Consider the following 19,852-nt stretch of genomic DNA (forward strand, 5'->3'; position numbering starts at 1 on the left):
TTCCGCTCGCACGAGCGCCGGGGATGCGGCTTTGCGGGTGGCGGATACGGGCCCCGCCGTCCCGAGCCGGGGCCGCGCGCGGCAGCCCGTCGCGCAAACGCGTATGCTCGCGGCCCATGTCCCGCTATCTCTCTGCTCCCCATCTCTACGCCCTGGGCGCGATCGCGCTGTGGGCCTCGCTGGCGACGCTGGGCGTCGCGTTGTCGCACCTGCCGCCCTTCCTGCTCACGGGCCTGTCGCTGCTCATCGGCAGCCTGCCTGCCTGGCCCCGCTGGCGCGAGTGGCGCATCCCCGGGCCCACGGTCGCGCTCGGGCTGTACGGCCTGTTCGGCTACCACTTCCTGCTGTTCATTGCACTGCGCGATGCGCCGCCGGTCGAAGCCAACCTGGTGAACTACCTGTGGCCGCTGCTCATCGTGGTGCTTTCGCCGGTGCTGCTGCCCGGCCTGAAGCTGCACGCCGCCCACCTGGGCGCAGCGCTGGTGGGCTTCGCCGGCGCGGCGTTGGCGATCGCGGGCGGTCGGCAGCTCTCTGGCGAGCTCTCGTGGGGGTACCTGGCCGCCCTCGGCTCCGCCATCATCTGGGCGAGCTACTCGCTGCTCACCAAGCGCGTGCCGCGCTTTCCCACGGCGGCCATCGGGCTCTTCGGCCTGGTGTCGGGGCTGCTGTCGCTCCTGTGTCACGCCCTGCTCGAAGAGCCGGTCGCGCTGACGGCGCGCGACTGGGTGCTCGTCACCGTGATGGGCCTGGGCCCGTTGGGCGCCGCCTTCTTCCTGTGGGACCGGGCCCTGAAGGACGGGGACCCGCGCACCATCGGCATCCTGAGCTACGTGACGCCGCTGGGCTCCACGCTGATGCTGATGCTGTTCACCGGCCGCGCGTTCAGCCCCTGGGTGGCGGGTGCCGCGGCGCTGATCGTCGGCGCGGCGGTGGTGGGCATGCGCGCGCGCGGCTGACGCGCGCCGGCAACGGCCGGCCCTGCGGCCGCGTCACCCCTCGGCCAGCAGCTTCTCGACCAACTGGTGCAGTTGGGCGAAGTCGGGCTCGCCCACGTAGCGCTTGACGATCTGGCCGCGCTTGTCGAGCACGAAGGTGGTGGGCGTGAGCTTGACGTCGCCGAACTCGCGCGCCACCTGGCCGGTGTTGTCGATCGCGACTTTGAACGGCAGCTTGCGCGACTCGGTGAAGTTGGCGACGTAGGCCGGCGGGTCGTAGCTCATGGCCACGGCGACGAAGTCGAGGCCACGGTCACGGTACTTCTGGTAGGTGGCCACCATCTCCGGCATCTCCTTGACGCAGGTGACGCAGCTGGTGGCCCAGAAGTTGACCAGCACCACTTTGCCGCGCAGATCGGCGAAGTTCTGGCGGGTGCCGTCCAGCAACACGTACTCCACCGCCGGGGCGGCGTCGCGGGTGCCCAGCGCCAGATACCCTGTGCCGGCCACGGCTGCGAGGACCGCGCCGGCCAGAAAGGCCCGTTTCTTCATCTCGCTACTCCGAAGACGCCCGGCAGTGTACGCGCGAGCGGCCGCCCCTGGCCGGCGTGGCGGTACTGCCATCGCAATCGCGCGGCCCGAGCGCTGGCGGACGGCCCTGCGGCCCCGTCACAGGGTCTTGGTGAGTTCGAAGACCAGCGCCGACGGCAGACTGCCCAGAAGGGCGTCGCGCCCGACCTTGGCCGCGCTGCGTGCGCCGCCGAAGCTCGACATCTCGAACATCGACCCTTCCTCGACGATCTCGATGAACGCCACGTCGGGGGCGTCGCGCAGGATGTCGGCGCGCAGATGGTTGAACCGCTCTGTGCGCAGGATGGCTTCGTACACCACGGCGTGGGGGATGCTGGAGGCGCAGAAGGCCGCGGCCTCGTCGATCGAGGTGACGAAATCGAGCACGAGGCCCATGTGCCGCACGGCCTCGCGCACTTGCACCCGCACGTCGCGCCGAGAAGCGACGACGAGCACGTGGCAGCCGGCGAGGGGGCGGGAGTTGAGCGACGATGGAAAGCCGTCGTCGAGCTCGACCAGTTGCAGCCCCGCGAGCGTCTCGTCCACCGTGCGAGGGAACTCCACCACCGTGACGATGCGGCCGTCCTCGTCGTGCCGGCCGAGCACCACGCCGGTGACGGCGGCCGTGTGCTCCAGCAGCCGCCACGACATGTCGTCCAGGTGAAAGTCCGTCACCGTGTCGCTGAAACCGGTGGCCGCTTCGTCGGGCAAGGTCTGTCGGAAGCGGCACGCCAGGCGCGCGTGCGCCGGCCAGCTCTTGACATCGACCTTGAGCTCGATGGTCGAGCGCGCGTGCCGCATCGCCCAGTCGAGCAGGGTGTTGAGCAGGCTGAACAGCAGCGTGGGGTCGACGATCACGTCCACCGGCTTGAGCACCTGACGCACCTCGATGCCCCGCGCCGACGTCTCGCGGTGGCGGTGGACCAGGACGTTCTGGACCGTCTGGGTGAGGTTGAGCCGCTCGTGCGACTGACGGACCCGCCCGGAGGCGAAGCGTGCGATCTGCTGGCTGGCCAGGCCGACCTGGCGGCTGCGCTCGAGCTCTTCGCGCAGCTGGCGCAGGCTCTTGCGGTCGATGCGTCCGGTGGACGCGAGTGCGTACACGCGCTCCAACGCACTCGTCAGGGGCGCGGCGATCTCCTCGCCGATCTGCATCACCAGATCGCGCCAGCGGCCGGCATCGTGGTGGTCGGACGTCTCGGGCATGGGCGGGACTCGAAGGGCCACCGCCGCGGCTGGCAAGGCCCCGGGCGCGACCGTCTTGTCTTGTTACAAACGAGACCGAGTATTTCGCCGCCCCCTCGACCTGCACCACCCCGCGAACGGGGGCCGCCCACCGCCGATCCGTGAGCCCTTTCACGGCGCGCACACGCGCCCGCCGGGCGGGCGACCCCGGTTCAGCGCTTGGCGGCGCGCAGGCTCCCGCGCGCCTGCCGCCAGCGCTCCTCAAGGTAGGCGCCGTAGAAGTCGGGCACCACGAGGCCTTCCAGCCGGGGCGCCAGCTCGCGCCCCGAAGGGTCGAGGAACAGCACCGTGGGCGCCACCCTGATCCGCAAGCGCCGGGCCACGGCCGATTGGGTGGACGCGCGACCTCCGTAGTCCTCGAGGGCCTTCGCCGAGTCCATGTCGATCTCGGCCACGACCGCGCCCTGCTCGCGGGCCAGGGGCTGGAGGTAGGCGCGGCGTGCGGTCTCGCAGTAGGGGCAGCCGGGCAGGCTGACCAGCAGCAGCACCGGTTCGCCCCGCGCCGCGGCGGCCTGCGCCAGGGCCGGCAGCGAGGCCGGCTCGGGCAGGCGCCCCTGCTGCGCCCCTTCGGCCCGGGCCGGCGGCAGCGCGGCCGGCCCGCTGCGGGCGAGCGCGACGGCGCCGAGCAGCGCACCGCCGCACAGCGCCTGCCAGACGGCGCGACGCGAGCGGTTCGTCGTGCCCGCTTCCCGCCCAGGGGGCGGCCACGCCGCCCGCAGCTTCACGCGACCTCCAGCAGGGCGTGCACCAGGTCGTCCGGCGCGCTGATCATCGCGTCGTGGCCGGTGTCGAGCGTGACCACGCGCCAGCCGGGCTCTTCGCGCACGCGGCGGCGTGCGACGTCGATGGTGGGCAAGGCCGGGTCCCGGCAGTCGATGAACGTCTTGGGCCGGCCGAACACGCGGGCCGGATCGAAGTGCAAGGGATCGTCGTACACGCCGCCGGGCTGGGGCGTCTGCCGGCGTGCGACCCAGGCGTGGTCCTCGGGCGCGAGGCCGAAGACCGCCGGGTCGGCCGGCGGCAGGACCCCCAGCCGCGCGATCGCCTCGCGGCGCGCCTGCCGGGTTTCTTCGCTGTGCCGGCTGGACCAGCATTCGCCCGGCTGCGGGACCACCGCGTCGAGGTACACCAGATGGCGGATGCGCTCGGCAAGCCGGTCGGCGACGCCGGTGATCACCATGCCGGCGTAGCTGTGCCCCACCAGCACGAAGTCGCTCGACTCCTCGGCTTCGATCACCTCGACCACGTCGGCCACGTGCGTCGCGAGCGTGATCGGCATCGCGCCCAGCAGGTGGCGCCTTTCGCCCACCCCGCTCAGGGACACGGCGAATGCACGATGGCCGGCGCGCCACAGCGGCGGCAAGACCCGCTTCCAGCACCAAGCGCCGTGCCAGGCGCCGTGGACCAGGACGAAATCCGTCATCTCTACACGCTCCGAAGACGAGGGGCTGCATGCGCATAATGCAGCGATGCGCCCGATTGTCCTGCAGCCTGCCCGCGGCGTGGCCCGCGCTCGACAAGCCCGCTCGGCGGCCGTGGTCCTCGCGCTGGCGCTGGTCGGCTGCGCCCCGGCGCTGGACTGGCGGCAGGTCCAGCCCGAGGACGCAGGCGTGCAGGCCCTGTACCCGTGCAAGCCCCGCAGCCACGAGCGCACGGTGCGCTTGGCGGGCAACGAAGTCCGCATGCGGATGTACGCCTGCCAGGCGGGGGATCTGACCTTCGGCATCACCTATGCCGATCTGCCCTCGCCCGCCCAGGTGGGGCCGGCCCTGCGCGAGCTGCGCGATGCGGCCAGCACGCACCTGCCCGGGGTGGCCCACATGCTGCCGCCCCTGCAAGTGCCCGGCATGACGCCGCAGCCGGACGCCGCCCACCTGCGCCTGGAGGCGCGCCGGCCCGACGGCCGGCCGCTCGTGCAGGAGGCCGCCTTCTTCGCGCGGGGCACGCGGGTGTATCAGGCCAATGTCGTGGGCGAGCGACTGCCCGAGGAACCGGCGCAGACGTTCTTTGCGGGCCTCGCGCTCCGATAGGCGGATAATGCTCGTCCTGCTATGTCCGGCATTCTGATCATCGCCCACGCCCCGCTGGCGAGCGCCCTCAAGGCGTGCGCCACGCACACCTTTCCGGACTGCGCCGCCTCGGTCGAGGCGCTGGACGTCCCGCCGGACCAGCCCGTCGAGGAGACCGAAGCCCAGGCGCGCGTGCTGCTGGCACGGGTGCAGCGGCCCGACGCGCTCATCATCACCGACGTGTTCGGGGCCACGCCGTGCAACGTCGCGCAACGTCTGGCCGACGGCGTGCACGTGAAGGTGGTGGCCGGCGCCAATGTGCCGATGCTCTGGCGCAGCCTGTGCTACCGCCACGAACCGATCGAGACGCTGGCCGCGCGCGCCGTCGCAGGGGCCGCGCAAGGCGTGATGCAGTTGGGCGACCCGCTGCCGCAGAGCCAGCAGAATCCATCCCCGGCTCAATGATCAAGACGACCATCACCATCAGCAATAAGCTCGGCCTCCATGCGCGGGCCTCGGCCAAGCTCACGAAGCTGGCCGCCTCCTACAAGAGCGAGGTGTTCATGAGCCGTAACGGCCGGCGCGTCAATGCCAAGAGCATCATGGGCGTGATGATGCTGGCCGCCGGCCTCGGCTGCGAGGTCGAGATCGAGACGCAAGGCGAGGACGAACGCGAGGCGATGGACGCCATCGTCGCGCTGATCAACGACAGGTTCGGCGAAGGCGAGTGAAGTCGGCCCGGTGCCGGCCTCACCCGTCGGTGCTGTCGCTGGCAAGGTAATCCGCCACCGCGCGGCGCGCCTGCGCAAGGGCTCGCTCGAGGGCGTCGACGTCGTCCGCGGACAGCCGGCCTCCGCCGACGAACCGCGGCTCGATCCGGCGCGACACCGCCTCCAGCGCACGCAGCCCCAGACTGGCCGCGACCCCCTTCAGGCTGTGCACCTGGCGCCGCTGCTCGGCCGCCGGCTCGCGCCCGGAGACCGCCGGCTCCCGGTACATCTCGGCGAAGCGCTCCAGCGCCCGCCGGTACAGCGAAGGCATGCCCCCACACACGCGCAGCCCCTGGGCGGGGTCCAGCACGGACGCGGCGCGGCCCTCGGAACCGGCCTCCGGCCTGGACGCCGGCAGATCGTGCGTCGAGCCGCGCAGGCCGTTCGGGCCGGCGCCCGGCTTGGTCCAGCGCGCCAAGGTGCGCACCAGCAGGCCGGAGTCGATGGGCTTGGTCAGATGCTCGTTCATCCCGGCGCGCAGCGAGAGCTCGCGGTCGCCGGCCATGGCATGCGCGGTCATCGCCACGATGGGCAGCTCGGCGAAGCGGCCGCCGAGGGCCCGGATCGCCTCGGTGGCCTCGAGGCCGTCCATCTCGGGCATCTGGACATCCATCAGCACCAGGTCGAAGTGCTGGCGCTGCACCTCGCGCACGGCCTGGGCCCCGGTGCCGACCGTGGTCACTTCGACGCCGGCGCGCTCGAGGATCTCGCACGCCAGTTCCTGGTTCAGAGGGTTGTCCTCGGCCAGCAGCACGCGCACACCGGCCAGAGGGGCGCTGTCGCGCGCCACGGCAGGCGCCAGCGGCTGCGGCGCCTGGCCGTGCAGCGCCGCGCACAAGCGCCCCGGCAGCACCGGTTTCAGCAGACAGCCTTGCCACCCCAGACGCTCGATGTCGGGCCGCAGCTCGTCTTGCTCCAGCAGGCCGCAGACGAGGTGCACGCGCGGCCTGGGCCCGGGCCGCGACGCATGTGCGCTCCACCACCCGAGCCACGATGAGCGCGACGCCTGGAACAGCGCCGCATCGAGCAGGACGACGACGGGTGCAGAGGCGGCCTCGCCCGGTAGATCGTCGGCGGCAGCGAGCCCGAGAGCCGCGGGCTGCGGCTCGGCCGGGGCCACGACGCGGTGACCCCACGCTTGGAGCCATTGCTCCACCGCGGCCCGGCGGGTCCCGCACGCATCGAAGACCACCACGGTGTGAGGCACCGCACACCCGCAGGCAGCATGCACCCACGAGACGGGCGCGTGCGTGGGCACGCCGAGCGCGAGTTCGAACCAGAAGGTGGACCCGTGGCCCGGCTGGGAATGCAGACCCATCGCGCCCCCCATGAACTCCACCAGCCGCCGGGAGATGACCAGGCCGAGGCCGGTGCCGCCGAACCGCCGCGTGGTGGAGGCATCGGCTTGGGTGAAGGGCTCGAAGAGCCGCGATTGCTGGTCGGCGTCCAGCCCGATGCCGGTGTCGCACACTTCGAAACGCAGCCGTGTGCCGGTGCTCTGCGGCCGGTCGGCCTCGCGCACGCGCAGCACGATGCTGCCCTGCTCCGTGAACTTGACCGCATTGGACAGCAGGTTCGACAGCACCTGCCCCAACCGGGTGGGATCGCCCACATGGTGCGCGGGCAGGCTCGCCGGCACGTCGACGACGAGCTCGAGACCCTTGGCGGCGGCTTGAGGGGCGACGAGGTCCAGCGAGCGCTCCAGCAGATCCTCGAGCGCGAACTCGGTGTGCTCGATCTGCAGCTTGCCCGCTTCGATCTTGGAGAAGTCGAGCAGGTCGTTGAGGACGCCCAGCAACTGCCGCGCCGCCTGATGGGCCTTGGCGACGTACGCCTGCTCGCGCGCCTCGAGCCGCCCTTGCAGCGCCAGCTCCGTCATGCCGATGATGCCGTTCATCGGCGTGCGGATCTCGTGGCTCACGTTGGCGAGGAACTCGCTCTTGAGGCGGCTGGCTTCCACGGCCGCGAGACGCGCCCGTTCGATCGCCTCGGTGGCGCGGTGCTGGTCGGTCACATCGAAGGTGACCCCGACGATGCGTTCGATGCGGCCGATCTCGTCGCGCACCTGGCGCGCGGCGCTGCGCAGGTGTCGAACCTCGCCGTCGGGCCGGACGATGCGGAACTCGCCCACGCCCTGCAGCTCGCCCCGGCGCGTGCGCGCGGTGTCGCGCATGACGCGCTCGCGATCGTCGAGGTGGATCATGGCCTCCCACTGCGCATCGCTCAGGCCCTCGGGTCGAGGAGCAAGGCCGTAGATGCGGTACAGCTCGTCGTTCCACTCGCGTCGGCCGTCGCGCAGATCCACCATCCACACGCCCATGCCGGAGACCGACAGGGCCAGCGTGAGCCGCGCGGCGAGCTCCTCCATGCGGCGAGCCGTCTCGCGTTGCTCGGTCACGTCCAAGTCCAGCCCGACCGAGCGCAGCAGGCGGCCCTGCTCGTCGCGCTCGTTGCGCCCGGTACAGCGGATGTGCCGGCGCACACCGTCCGGCCGCTCGATGGTGTACTCCAGGGCATACGTGGAGCATCGCGGGTCGCGCAGGCAGGCGTGCCACCGCTCGAGGGTGGTCTCGCGGTCCGCGGGCACGATCAGCCGCTCCCACGCCGAGGGGTCGGCGTTCAGGTCGAGACCGTAGAGCTCAGCGCCCCGCTCGTCCCACTGCAGGCGGCCCGTCGCGGCGTCGAGCTCCCACACCGAAGCCTGGACCGCAGACAGCGCCACCGTCAGCCGTTCGTTCGTCTCCTGCAGCGCGTGCCGCGCGCGCACGTCGCCGGTCACATCCACATCCATGCCCACCGCCCGCCGTGCGCGCCCCTGCGCATCGCGCTCGACTTGCACGAGGGTGCGCAGGTGTCGTGACTGCCCACCGGGCAGGCGCAACGAGAAGACCGCTTCGAGGCTGTCTTCGTCGCCGTGCACGATGCGCTCGACGAAGCGGCGGTACTCCTCCTGCTGGGCCGGCTCGACGAGCGGCAGCACGTCCTCGAAGCGATGGACCAGCCGGTCGTCGGGCCAGCCGAGAAGCGACGGCAGGTCCTTGTCACGCACCACGAAGCCGGTCGTGCCGTCGTACTCCCACAAGGAGCCGCGAACGGCGCGCACCGCCAGGTTGCGCCGCTGCAGCGCGGCCTCCTGTCGCTGCCGCGACTGCATTTCCTGCGTCACGTCGCGATCGAGGCCCACCAGTCGTCTCGCCTGTCCCGTCTCGTCGCGCTCGACGTAGAAGCAGGTGTGGACCCACCGCACGGCGCCATCGGGCCGGAGGACGCGAACCACCTGCTCCTGACGGTCCGTCCCCTGGACCGCATGCCAGAAGGCGGCCTCGTGACGCTTGCGGTCGTCGGGGTGCAGCACGCGGTACCAGTCGTCCACCGGCCGTTCTCCGGCCTGACCGGCCAGCCCGTAGATACGTGCTTCCTGCGCGTCGTAGCTGAAGCGGCGCTGCTGCACGTCGTAGTCCCAAGAGCCGAACTGCCCGGCCTGCACGGCGGTCGCCAGGCGCTGGTGCACTTCGCGCAGCTCCGCCTCGCGTTCTCGTATCAGGCGTTGTTCCTGCTCGGCGTGCTGCCACCGTGCCATGTGCCGCCGCAACACCAGCAACACCAGGCACAGCATCACCGCGAACTCGGTGAACACCCAGGCCTGGTTCCACGGCGAGATCGCGCGCGGTCCGAGGGCTGCGCCGTGCGATTGAAGATAGGCGAGCAGGAACATCGCCGCCGAGGCCATCGCCGCCACGCCCAGCCCTGCGCGCGCGCCGAACAGGAAGGTCGAGAAGACGATGGGCAGCAGCAGCACCAGCGATTGCACCGCCTGAACCGTGCCGAGCACGACGATCCACGCGAGACTGCCGACGAGCGCGAGCCCCAGTGCCACCCAGGGGACGGCCGGTGAATACCGGCGCCGCGCCCAGTACCGCAAGGTCACGGCCACGACGGCCAACCCCACCGACACCGTGAGCGAGGCCGACGAGGCCGCCGGCATCAACAGGATCGTCAGAACGACGGCCCCTGCCGCGACCACGGCGATCACGCCCAGCGTGTCCACCGCGAGTTCCTGCACCTGATCGGCGGGCAAGGACGCGCGCCGCTCCCGCACCAACTCCAGCAACCCCCGCCACGGTGCGGCGGGCGCGCGGTGTGAGGAGTCGGCAGGAGCGGGCATGGGCTGTGAGCGGCTCGGGCGGGGGCCGCGATCGGCGGGCAGCGCGAGGAAGTTACCACGCGGGCACGAGGCCAGAGGCCGGAAAACCCCTCAATGGCCGCAATCCCATTCACTTTCCGGACGTTCGGCGTGCCGTGCAGCCCGGGCAGGGTCGTCACGCCGCCGTCACGGGGCGTTCACGGCCGCGTCACGGCCCCCGCCTAGCCTGGAGGTCCTAGAACGAGGAGCACTGCATGAGGGACCTGCCGCTGCCGACGCTGCCGATTTCCGAGATCCGGGCCCCGCGGAGGTCCCTTCACCGCGGCTCGACGCCGGTGGACACTGCCAAACTGGTGGTGGCTTGGGCGCGCCATGCCGACGAAGTTCTGGAAGCCCAGAGGCTGAGGTACCTGGTCTTCGGCGAGGAAATGGGGGCCCGCCTGACGTGCCCGAAAGGCACGCCGCCCGGACACGACGTGGACGTCTTCGATGCCTACTGCGAGCATCTGCTGGTGCGTGCCGTCGATGCGCAAGGGGCCGCCCCGGTGGTCGGGACTTACCGGGTGCTCACGCCCGCCGCGGCCCGCCGCATCGGCGGCCTGTACAGCGAGACGGAGTTCGACCTCACTCGCCTGCGCGGCCTGCGCCCTCGCATGGTCGAACTCGGCCGCTCCTGCGTGCACCCCGAACACCGCTCGGGCGCGGTGATCCTCGCCCTGTGGGGCGCGCTCGCCCAGTTCATGGTGCACAACCACCTGGACACGATGATCGGCTGCGCCAGTGTCAGCATGCGCGACGGCGGACACGTGGCCGCGAGCCTGTGGGAGCAACTGCGGCACTCGCACCTTGCGCCGATCGAGTACCGCGTGCAGCCGCGGCTGTGCCTGCCGGTGGAGGAACTGCGACGCGACCTCGCGGTGGAGCCACCGGCGTTGATCAAGGGCTACCTGCGGTGCGGCGCCCGCATCCTCGGGGCGCCGGCCTGGGACCCGGACTTCAACACGGCCGATTTGCCGATGATGATGCGCATCGGCGATCTGCCGGTGAAGTACCGCCGGCACTTTCTGGGGGCCTGAAGCCCTTCGAGGCGGCGGCGCGGACACGGGCCGGTCGCCCGGCCCGCTGCGCCATCAGAACCGGAAGCCCACCCCCACGCCGACCAGCAGCGGGTCGACCTTGAAGGTGCCGAGCTTGGCGCCGCCCGCCTTGACGTCTGTGCGGATCTGCACCTTCTTCACGTCCAGGTTCAGGTAGACGTTCTTGCTGATCTCGTAATCGGCACCGACTTGCAGCGCCAGGCCGAAGCTGTCCTTGTCGATGGTGACGCCGGCGGGCAGGTCCACGTTGGAGAAGCGCGTGTAGTTGAGGCCCGCGCCGACGTAGGGCTTGAACGCGCCCATGCCGTCGAAGTGGTACTGCACCGTGAGCGTGGGCGGCAGGTGCTTGAGCGAGCCGATCTCGGTGCCGCCCGCGCGCACGTCGTGCTTCTGCGGGTAGGTGAGGATGAGCTCGGCGGCGAGGTTGGGCGTGAAGAAGTAGGAGACGTCGACTTCCGGAATGACCTTGTCGTTCACGCTCAGGTCCAAGCCCGTGGAGTCCTTGTTGGCGCTGTCCAGATTGACGGCGCGCACGCGCACCAGCCAGGGCGAGGGCTCGGCGGCCTGTGCACCGAGAGAGGCGAAGCTGGCCGCGGCCACGAGAGCGAGGAGGCTGTACTTGGCTTTCATGTCTTGGGTATCGAGGTCCAGGGAACATTCCCGCCCCTATTCCATGACACCCGTAGGGGGAATTCGTTGCGGTGCATCAACGCCCGCGACCCCTGGGTTTACCCGGATCCGAAGCTTTGAGCTGGGTCAACGCCACACCGACGAGGCGCGGCGGGCGCGCAGCGCGCGCGCGAGGCCCCACACCGCGCCGCCCGCCGCAAACACCGCCCAGGCCCACAGCACCAGCCGGTTGAGCGTCGCCTCACGGCTCGGCTCGAACCAGCCGAGCCCCAAGGCCTCCACCGCCACGGCGCCAAGGTAGAGCCCCAACCCCAGGAGCAGGCTGCCCGCCAGCGCCCCCACCACCACGTATCCCAACGACCGCATCTGTTCTTCCCGTTCGGCCTCGGCGCCGGTGCGACTTCGCCGGCGCGTCTTGAAAACGGGCAAGGCTAGCGGCCGACCCGAACGCGGGGGTGTACGCGCCTCTCACACGTGAGCAATTGCGTCGGCAGGCGCGCCTTGCTTACGAGCGGTTTCCACGCGGGGGGGAGGTCCCGCTCACGCGAACTTGCGCTGCGACGGGGCAGGCGGGTCCCACTGGTAGAGCCAGGTTTCGGTGAGCGCCTGGCCGTTGCAGCGCAGGTACAGGCGCAGGTCGATGGGCTGCGTGCTCTCGTCCGTCGGACGCAGGTCGAACATCGCGCGGTAGCCGCGGATGGAGTGCAGTGGCCGGGCCGAGGTGATTTCGATCTTGCCGCGCGAGGCCGTGATGACCGGCTCGACCACCGCGTCCTTGCCCAGCAACGCGAGGTCGCCGCCTGCGAAGTCCACCGCGAAGCGCCACGAGAAGTACTTGCGCGGTTGCCCGACGATGCCTCCGATGCCCGTGCGGGTGGCGACGCAGCGGGCGACGCCCGGCTTGACGGGGCTGTCGGCGCCCCAATGCAGGCGGTAGCCGAACAGCAGTTCCTGCCCCGGCTGCGGCTTGTCCTGCGGGTTCCAGAAGGCGACGATGTTGTCGAACGTCTCGTCGATCGTCGGGATCTCGACGAGTTGCACCGAGCCCTTGCCCCAGCCTGCCTTGGGCTCGACCCACAGGCTCGGACGCCGTTCGTAGAACACGCCGTCGTCCTGGTAGTGGTCGAAGTCGCGGTCGCGCTGCATCAGGCCGAAGCCCCGGGGGTTCTCGTCGAGGTAGGCATTGAAGCGCAGACGCTCGGGATTGGCCAGCGGCCGCCAGATCCACTCGCCGCGGCCGGTCCACATCTGCAGGCCGTCGCTGTCGTGGATCTCGGGGCGCCAGTCGTTGGCCATGCGCTTGTCGTTCTCGCCGAACTGGAACATGCTGGTGCACGGCGCGATGCCGAGCCGCTCGATCGGCTTGCGCGGATAGAGCGCGGCGTCCACGTCCATCACCAGCGTCTCGCCCGGCGTGATGAGGAAGCGGTAGGCGCCGGCCACGCTCGGCGAATCGAGCAGCGCATAGACCGTCACCGTGCTCGATTGCGGCGCCGGCCGCTCGAGCCAGAACGCGACGAAGTTCGGGAACTCCTCGGGCCGGCTCATGCCGGTGTCGATCGCCAGGCCGCGGGCCGACAGGCCGTACTGCCACTCCCCGCCCACGGCGCGGAAGTAGCTCGCGCCGAGGAAGGCTGCGACGTCCCGCGTCCAGTCGGTGTGGAAATTGAGGCGAAAGCCCGCAAAGCCGAGGTCCTTGGGCAGGGCCTTCGTGTCGAGCCCGCTCTTGCGGTGGTCGAACATCTCCGGGTCGTAGGCCAGCTCCTGCGCCTGGCCCCCCGCCACCTCGAACATGCGCACCGGCGTCTTGTAGAAGAGGCCGAGGTGGAAGAACTGCGCCTGGAAGCGCAGCTTCTCGTCGCGCCACAAGGCGTGGTCCTGCCGAAAGCGGATCGACTGGTACTGGTCCCAGTCGAGCGCCTCGATCGCCTTGGGCACCGAGTTGCGCGCAGGTTGATGAGCGCGGCCTGCGAGCGCCCGGGCCTGGCCTTTGAGCCAGGCGTAGTCGAAGGGATGGGCCTTGCCCAGAGGCACCAAGGGCACCGCCCGGGCGGGCGAGTTCAGCAGAGAACCGGTCGAGCAGAAGGTGGCAAGGCAGGAAAGGAAGTGTCGTCTTTGCACGTCGTCCCGATGTCGAAGATGCACACACGCCGCGCGCGGGCGGCCACGCCCGCGCCGGCACCTCGCCGGCGATGGTAGTGGGAGCGGGCGGCGGCGCCGCGCCTCGCGGGGCGCAGCTTGGCAACCATCCGTGACATCGGGGGCACGATGGGCGCCCCCGAAAAGGGGCCCGCCCCGGCCTGCGCAGTGCAGGGCCGGGGCGGGCTGGTGGTGGAGCGCTTTGCTTACTTGCTCGCCGCCGGCGCGGCGGCCGGCGCGTGGGTCGCCTCGGTGCCGTGCTTCTCGCCACTCATGTCGATATCGCCGCCCTTGGACAGCATGAAGATTGCCAGCGCCGCGAACACGGCGAAGCCGGCGAGCAGTTTCCACATGGTTCTCGACTCCTATTGCTTGAAACCGGTCGGGCCGGGCTTGGCGCCCGCCCGGCCGCTCGTGGGAGCCAACGAAAGACGTCAGTCGTTGGCGAAGATGTCGCGGTCCTTCGTCTCGCGCAGGAACAGCATCCCGATCACGAACGTGGCGGCCGCGATGATGATCGGGTACCACAAGCCGTTGTACATGTTGCCCGTGGCGGCCACGATGGCGAAGGACGTGGTGGGCAACAGACCGCCGAACCAGCCGTTACCGATGTGGTAGGGCAGGCTCATGGAGGTGTAGCGGATGCGGGTCGGGAACAGCTCGACCAGCATCGCGGCGATCGGGCCGTACACCATGGTCACGTAGATGACCAGCAGCGTGAGGATCGCCACCACCTTGACCTTGTCGACCTTGGCCGGGTCGGCCTTGGCCGGATAGCCCGCGGCCTTGAGCGCATCGCTCACGTCCTTCTTGAAGGCGGCGATCGCCTTGGTGCTGGCCTCATCGAACTTGCCGCCCGAGACGGTGGCTGCCGGCGCGGTGATGACCTTGTCGCCGACCTTGACCGACGCCGGGCCGCTGCCCGCGGCGTTCTCGTAGCTCACCGAGCTTTGCGCCAGGTAGCGCTTGGCGATGTCGCAGGAGGTGCGGAAGTCGATCTCGCGGGCGATCGGGCTGCCCTGGAACGAGCACTCCTTGGGATCGGCGGTCACGATCACCTGGGTGCGTGCCTGGGCGGCGGCCAGGTCCGGGTTGGCGGCCTGCGTCAGGGCCTTGAACAGCGGGAAGTAGGTGAGCGCGGCGATCAGGCAGCCGGCCATGATGATGGGCTTGCGGCCGATCTTGTCGGACAGCGTGCCGAACACGACGAAGAACGGCGTGCCGATCAGCAGCGCGACCGCCACCAGCACGTTGGCCGTGGCCGCGTCCACCTTGAGCGCCTGGGTCAGGAAGAACAGCGCGTAGAACTGGCCCGTGTACCACACGACCGCCTGGCCGGCGGTCAGGCCCACGAGCGCCAGGATCACGATCTTGAGGTTCTTCCACTGACCGAACGACTCGGACAGCGGCGCCTTCGACGTCTTGCCCTCGGCCTTCATCTTCTTGAAGGCCGGCGACTCGTTCATGCTCATGCGGATCCACACCGAGATCCCGAGCAGGATGATGGACACGAGGAAGGGCACACGCCAGCCCCAGGCCGCGAAGTCCTCCTCGCCCATCGCGGTGCGGGTGCCCAGGATCACCATGAGCGACAGGAACAGGCCCAGCGTCGCGGTGGTCTGGATCCACGAGGTGTAGGCGCCGCGCTTGCCGTGCGGCGCATGCTCGGCCACGTAGGTCGCCGCACCGCCGTACTCGCCGCCCAGCGCCAGGCCTTGCAGCAGGCGCAGGATGATGAGGATGATGGGCGCGGCCACACCGATCGCGGCATACGTGGGAAGGATGCCGACGATGAAGGTCGACAGGCCCATGAGGAGGATGGTGACCAGGAAGGTGTACTTGCGCCCGATCATGTCGCCCAGGCGGCCGAACACCAGCGCGCCGAACGGACGGACCAGGAAGCCTGCGGCGAAAGCCAGCAGCGCGAAGATGAACGCCGAGGTCGGGTCGAGCCCGGCAAAGAACTGCTTGGCGATGATCGCCGCGAGCGAGCCGTACAGGTAGAAGTCGTACCACTCGAACACGGTCCCCAGCGAGGAGGCGAAGATGACCTTCTTCTCCTCGGCAGTCATCGGCGCTTTCGCGGCCGGTAGTGCGGCTGCCATCACTTGTCTCCTTTAGGAATGTCTCGTCAATGCGCATCACGCCGCGACGGCGGCATGTGAGGTGGACTATCGTTGCCCGCTCTGACCCACCGCTGACGCGCAGCCAACAGCACCTGACGTCGCGCTGACTCGAAACTGACGGGGCCGGTGCGGGCGCCGCGCTTCTGATGGAAGGAATGGTGACCCGCGAGGCGCATCTCGCGCCCCGGGGGCCCGCCTCACGCCTCGTCCGAGGCGCCGAGCACGAGCCGCACCGCGAAGCCGTGCGCGGCGGGCAGCAGTTGCAGGCGCCCGCCATGCGCGCGGGCCACCATGTCGGCCAACATGAGGCCCAAGCCGGTGCGGCCCTCGTAGGCCTGGGCATCGAGCGCGGCCTGCAACTCGGCACGCCGTGCCTCGTCCACCCCCGGCCCGTCGTCCTCCACCGTGAGGCCCGGCGCCCGGCCGCCCGAAGCCGGGCCGACACCCCCTCGGGGGGTGGGCGTGAGCCCCGGGGGCGAGGATCCAAGGCCCTGCCCCTGCTCGGCCGTCAGCGTCACCCGGCGCGCGCCGTGGCGCACCGCGTTGTCCAACAGGTTGACCAGCGCCGCAGCGAGCAGGTCGGGGTCTGCGCGCAAAACGGCAGCCCCGCGCACGTCCACCTGCAACTCCTCGGTGGGCAGCCGCTCGACGAGTGAGACCAGATCGACCGGCTCGGGGCGCACCTCCACATCGCTGCGGAACAGCGCGAGCAGCGCGGCCACCACCCGGCGCAGGCGCGACACCGCGGCGCGGGCACGGGTGAGGCGTGGCTGCAGCGTGGGCGGGCATTCCTTCAGTGCCGTGGCCAGTTGGGCGTCCAGGCCGGCCAGCGGCGTGCGCAAGGCGTGCGCCGCGTGGGCGCTGAAGGCCCGTTCGTGGGCCAGGCGGCGCTGGAGCCGCTCGCTCAACTGCTCCAGGGCATCGTGCACGGGAACGAGTTCGCTGCGCTCGGCCGCGGGCAGCGTGGCATCGGGCGCCAGCGGGTCGTGCGTGCGCAGGTGCTCAGCCAAGCGATCCAGCGGCTCGAGTTCGTGGCGCACGCGCCCGCGCAGCCACACCTGCGTCAGCAGGGCGATCGCCAGCGCGGCCAGCGCGGCGCTCAGCACCATGTCGGTTCGCGCTTCGCGGCGCTCGTCGTGCGTCTGAGCCACGTAGAGCATGTGGCCCTCGTGGCCGAGCGGGGCTCCGAAGACCCGCCAGCCGGGCGCATCGCTGAAGCCTGCGGTGGGCGTCGAGGTCCACGGCGTCTGGGGTGCGGTGGACGAGCGCGAGGCGAGCGCGCCCTCGCCGCCCCGGTGGGCCACGATCTGCCACGCAAAGCGCCCGCTGGGCGGGAGCACGGGCGTTGCCACCACCCCCGCAGTCCGCAAATCGGCGGCAAGGGCCGCGGCCAGCACCTCGGCTGCCGCCTGAAGCGCGTCGTCCAGCAGTTCGTCGACCTCGTGGCGGGTGGCGAGCGCCGCCGCACCAGCGACGGCCAGACTCCACAGCAGCGACCACGCCAAGAGCGCCCGCCCGAGCCGGGCTCGGATGGACGGGCGAGCCGCACCATCGTCACGCCGAGTTGCGCGGGCTTCGAAGGAGGGGGCCCTGTTGCCCGCCGCGCCGCCTTGCGCTGCCGGCTTCATCGCAGGGCCCCGAAACGGTAGCCCAGCCCGCGCACGGTCTCGATCACATCCTTGCCCAACTTGCGGCGCAGGCTCGAGACGTGCACCTCCAGCGCGTTGCTGGCCAGCGCGCCCGGTTCGCCGTGGACGAGGGTCTCCAGATCGTGCTTGGGCACGATGCGGCCGGCGCGCAGTGCCAGGGCCTCCAGCACGGCCCACTCCCGCGAGGTGAGTCCCACCGGCAGGCCCGCACGGCGGGCCGCTCGCGCTGACAGGTCGACCTCGGCCTCACCCGCACGCAGCAGGGAGGTGCCGGCCCCGGCTTGCCGCCGGCACACCGCGCGCAACCGAGCCGCCAGCTCCTCGGGTTCGAAGGGCTTGACGAGGTAGTCGTCCGCCCCCGCGTCGAGTCCTTGCACCCGGTGTTTCAACAAGTCGCGTGCCGTGAGCATGACGGCGGGCGTCGCGTCGCCACGGGCGCGTTGCCGGCGCAGCCACTCCAGGCCGGACCCATCCGGCAGCTCCCAGTCGATGAGCCAGGCATCGCAAGGCTCACGCTCATGCGCGACCGCCTCGGAAAGCCTGCGGCACCACTGCACGCGGTGCCCTTCGGCCTGGAGGAAGTCCCGCAGGCCTTCACCGAGGATGTCGTCGTCTTCGATCAGCAGCAGTCGCATGCGCAAGAGGGGAGGAGGTCGCGATCGTGCATTACGGTACCACTGCCCCGGCCGAGCGCCGGCCGCGCTTCAGCCTGGCTTCAGCGAGGGGTGCTGCAATGCCGCGCATGAAACGGTTGTCGTTGCGCTGGGGACCGCGCCGTGGGAAGGACGAGGCCGAAGGATGCGATCTCCGGCTTCCGCCGGCCCCGATGGGCACCGGAGAGCAGGTCGAGCAGAGGAAGGGCGCGTCCTCGCGCTTCACGATCTGGGCCACCACCGAACAGGTGGTGCTCGTGGCGAGCATGTTCTGGGTGCTGGCGGCGAACCGGCGCTTCCTGCAAGCGGCGCTGCACGACCGGCCGCTGAACGATTGGCACACGTGGGGCTTCGGGCTGGCGCTGGTCGCGATGCTGGTGGCCCTGCATTTCGTGCTGCTCGCACTGCTTGCGAACCGCTGGACGCTGAAGCCGCTGCTGGGCGTGCTGACCGTGGCGACGGTCTTCGCCATCCACTACATGCAGCGCTACGGCATCTACCTCGACCCGTCGATGCTGCGCAACGTCTTGCGCACCGACGTGGCGGAAGCCGGCGAACTGCTCGGATGGACGCTGGTGCCTGACCTGGTGCTGTATGGCGCACTGCCGCTGCTGCTGCTGTCGCGGGTGCGGGTCGTGCGGCGCTCGTGGCGCACGGCACTCGGTGTGCGGGCCGCCTCGATGGCGGCTGCGCTGGCGGTGCTGGTGGGTTGCGGATTGCTCGTGTTCCAGCCGCTGGCCTCGCTCATGCGCACGCAGAAGGAGGTCCGCTACCTCATCACACCGGCCAACTACCTGTGGTCGCTCGCCGCGGTCACGGCCCAGGACGCACGCGGTGCCGCGGGCCCCAGGCAGGTGGTGGGGTCGGACGCAGCGCTCGGGCCGCTTGCGCGTCAGCGCACCCGCCCTCTGGTGGTGGTGCTCGTGGTGGGCGAGACGGCGCGTGCGGCCAACTGGGGCCTCAATGGCTACGCGCGGCAGACCACACCCGAGCTCGCGGCGCTCGACGTGGTGAACTTCCGGGAGGTGACCGCCTGCGGCACCTCCACCGAGGTGTCGCTGCCGTGCATGTTCGCTCCCGTGGGCCGGCGGGACTACGACGAATCGCGCATCCGCAACAGCGAGTCGATCCTGCACACCCTCGCGCGCGCCGGCGTGGACGTCCTGTGGCGCGACAACCAGTCCGGCTGCAAGGGGGTGTGCGACGGCCTGCCCAGCGAGACCGTCGCTGCGCTGCACCCTGCGGGCCTGTGCGAAGACGGCCGGTGCCTCGACGAAGGGCTGCTCGTCGGTCTGGACGAGCGGTTGCGACGCGCACACGGCACGCAACTGCTGGTGCTGCACCAGTTGGGCAACCACGGGCCGTCGTACTTCCGGCGCTACCCGCCGGCTTTCGCGCGCTTCCAGCCCGCGTGTGCGAGCGACGACCTGCGCCACTGCACCCCGCTGGAGATCGTCAACGCCTACGACAACGCCCTGCTGTACACGGACCATCTGCTGGCCAGCGTGATCGCGAAGCTACGGGCGGCCTCCTCCCGCACGGATTCGGTGCTGCTGTACGTCTCGGACCACGGCGAGTCGCTCGGAGAGAACAACCTGTTCCTGCACGGCATTCCGTTCGCCATCGCGCCGCGGGTACAGACCCGCGTGCCCATGGTGATGTGGCTGTCGGAGGGCGCCCGCGCCACGCTCGGCGTGGACGAGCAGTGCCTGCGGCAGCGGGCCTCGCAGCCGGCCAGCCATGACCACCTGGCACACACGCTGCTCGGCGTGCTCGACGTGCGCACCCGCGTGTACGAGCCGGCCTGGGACCTGCTGCACGGCTGCCGCCGCAGCAGCGTGGCGATGGCCGGGGGTTGAAGCGCTCCTCGCGGAGCGCCCCGACC

General features: G+C 70.7%; 18 protein-coding genes. 6 read left to right on the forward strand and 12 right to left on the reverse strand.

All coding sequences use genetic code 11. The features are described 5' to 3' along the window. The first annotated feature begins 116 nt into the window (after positions 1–116). On the forward strand, positions 117–956 hold the full coding sequence (locus tag OMP39_RS11860; RefSeq protein ID WP_264891927.1) for a DMT family transporter: 840 nt from the start codon (positions 117–119) through the stop codon (positions 954–956). A 33-nt stretch (positions 957–989) separates the two neighbouring features. On the opposite strand, the gene OMP39_RS11865 is transcribed toward OMP39_RS11860, so the two are convergent. From OMP39_RS11865 to OMP39_RS11880, 4 genes are all read right to left on the reverse strand, one after another. Next, positions 990–1,487, reverse strand: a complete 498-nt coding sequence (locus OMP39_RS11865; protein ID WP_264891928.1) for a TlpA family protein disulfide reductase — start codon at positions 1,485–1,487, stop codon at positions 990–992. A 117-nt stretch (positions 1,488–1,604) separates the two neighbouring features. Further along, on the reverse strand, positions 1,605–2,711 hold the full coding sequence (locus OMP39_RS11870) for a hypothetical protein (RefSeq protein ID WP_264891929.1): 1,107 nt from the start codon (positions 2,709–2,711) through the stop codon (positions 1,605–1,607). Between the two features lie 191 nt (positions 2,712–2,902). Next, entirely contained in the window at positions 2,903–3,475 is a 573-nt protein-coding gene (locus OMP39_RS11875; protein ID WP_264891930.1) for a thioredoxin fold domain-containing protein, read from the reverse strand. After that, positions 3,472–4,173, reverse strand: coding sequence for an alpha/beta fold hydrolase (locus OMP39_RS11880; protein WP_264891931.1), 702 nt, complete (start codon positions 4,171–4,173; stop codon positions 3,472–3,474). The genes OMP39_RS11875 and OMP39_RS11880 overlap by 4 nt, the downstream gene beginning before the upstream one ends. A 46-nt stretch (positions 4,174–4,219) precedes the next feature. Between OMP39_RS11880 and OMP39_RS11885 the strand changes: the two genes are divergently transcribed. Genes OMP39_RS11885 through OMP39_RS11895 form a run of 3 tightly spaced genes read left to right on the forward strand, consistent with a single transcriptional unit; the run spans position 4,220 to position 5,490 of the window. After that, positions 4,220–4,780 carry a hypothetical protein gene (locus tag OMP39_RS11885; RefSeq protein WP_264891932.1) on the forward strand — a complete coding sequence of 187 codons (561 nt, stop codon included), beginning with the start codon at positions 4,220–4,222 and terminating at the stop codon, positions 4,778–4,780. A gap of 21 nt (positions 4,781–4,801) precedes the next feature. Then, complete coding sequence (locus OMP39_RS11890) at positions 4,802–5,224, forward strand: PTS sugar transporter subunit IIA (protein WP_342454858.1); 423 nt, start codon at positions 4,802–4,804, stop codon at positions 5,222–5,224. Then, positions 5,221–5,490: an HPr family phosphocarrier protein gene (locus tag OMP39_RS11895; protein ID WP_264891933.1), complete on the forward strand. Its 270-nt coding sequence runs from the start codon at positions 5,221–5,223 to the stop codon at positions 5,488–5,490. The genes OMP39_RS11890 and OMP39_RS11895 overlap by 4 nt, the downstream gene beginning before the upstream one ends. A 19-nt stretch (positions 5,491–5,509) precedes the next feature. Here OMP39_RS11895 and OMP39_RS11900 read toward each other — a convergent pair whose 3' ends face one another. Further along, a complete protein-coding gene (locus tag OMP39_RS11900; RefSeq protein WP_264891934.1) occupies positions 5,510–9,694 on the reverse strand; it encodes a PAS domain-containing protein in 4,185 nt (1,394 codons plus the stop codon). Between the two features lie 233 nt (positions 9,695–9,927). Here OMP39_RS11900 and OMP39_RS11905 point away from each other — a divergent pair, with 233 nt between their 5' ends. Further along, positions 9,928–10,749 (forward strand): GNAT family N-acetyltransferase, encoded by an 822-nt coding sequence (locus OMP39_RS11905; protein ID WP_264891935.1) that lies wholly within the window; start codon positions 9,928–9,930, stop codon positions 10,747–10,749. A 54-nt stretch (positions 10,750–10,803) separates the two neighbouring features. On the opposite strand, the gene OMP39_RS11910 is transcribed toward OMP39_RS11905, so the two are convergent. The 7 genes from OMP39_RS11910 to OMP39_RS11940 all read right to left on the reverse strand — a co-directional run bounded on the left by OMP39_RS11910 (position 10,804) and on the right by OMP39_RS11940 (position 17,949). Continuing rightward, a complete protein-coding gene (locus OMP39_RS11910) occupies positions 10,804–11,400 on the reverse strand; it encodes an OmpW/AlkL family protein (RefSeq protein ID WP_264891936.1) in 597 nt (198 codons plus the stop codon). A 126-nt stretch (positions 11,401–11,526) separates the two neighbouring features. Further along, on the reverse strand, positions 11,527–11,766 hold the full coding sequence (locus tag OMP39_RS11915) for a hypothetical protein (RefSeq protein ID WP_264891937.1): 240 nt from the start codon (positions 11,764–11,766) through the stop codon (positions 11,527–11,529). Positions 11,767–11,940: 174 nt separating this feature from the next. Next, positions 11,941–13,521 carry an OpgD/OpgG family glucan biosynthesis protein gene (locus tag OMP39_RS11920; RefSeq protein WP_425340633.1) on the reverse strand — a complete coding sequence of 527 codons (1,581 nt, stop codon included), beginning with the start codon at positions 13,519–13,521 and terminating at the stop codon, positions 11,941–11,943. 224 nt (positions 13,522–13,745) lie between these two features. After that, the gene (locus tag OMP39_RS11925; RefSeq protein ID WP_264891939.1) at positions 13,746–13,892 is read right to left on the reverse strand and encodes a hypothetical protein; all 147 of its coding nucleotides are present in this window, start codon (positions 13,890–13,892) and stop codon (positions 13,746–13,748) included. A gap of 81 nt (positions 13,893–13,973) precedes the next feature. After that, entirely contained in the window at positions 13,974–15,644 is a 1,671-nt protein-coding gene (locus OMP39_RS11930; protein WP_264891940.1) for an MFS transporter, read from the reverse strand. A 218-nt stretch (positions 15,645–15,862) separates the two neighbouring features. Beyond that, complete coding sequence (locus tag OMP39_RS11935) at positions 15,863–17,170, reverse strand: sensor histidine kinase (protein ID WP_264891941.1); 1,308 nt, start codon at positions 17,168–17,170, stop codon at positions 15,863–15,865. A 119-nt stretch (positions 17,171–17,289) separates the two neighbouring features. Then, positions 17,290–17,949 carry a response regulator transcription factor gene (locus tag OMP39_RS11940; RefSeq protein WP_264891942.1) on the reverse strand — a complete coding sequence of 220 codons (660 nt, stop codon included), beginning with the start codon at positions 17,947–17,949 and terminating at the stop codon, positions 17,290–17,292. A 191-nt stretch (positions 17,950–18,140) separates the two neighbouring features. Between OMP39_RS11940 and OMP39_RS11945 the strand changes: the two genes are divergently transcribed. Next, entirely contained in the window at positions 18,141–19,826 is a 1,686-nt protein-coding gene (locus tag OMP39_RS11945) for a phosphoethanolamine transferase (RefSeq protein WP_264891943.1), read from the forward strand. Positions 19,827–19,852 lie beyond the last annotated feature (26 nt).

The organism is Schlegelella aquatica (assembly GCF_026013905.1).
Lineage (GTDB): Bacteria > Pseudomonadota > Gammaproteobacteria > Burkholderiales > Burkholderiaceae_C > Caldimonas > Caldimonas aquatica.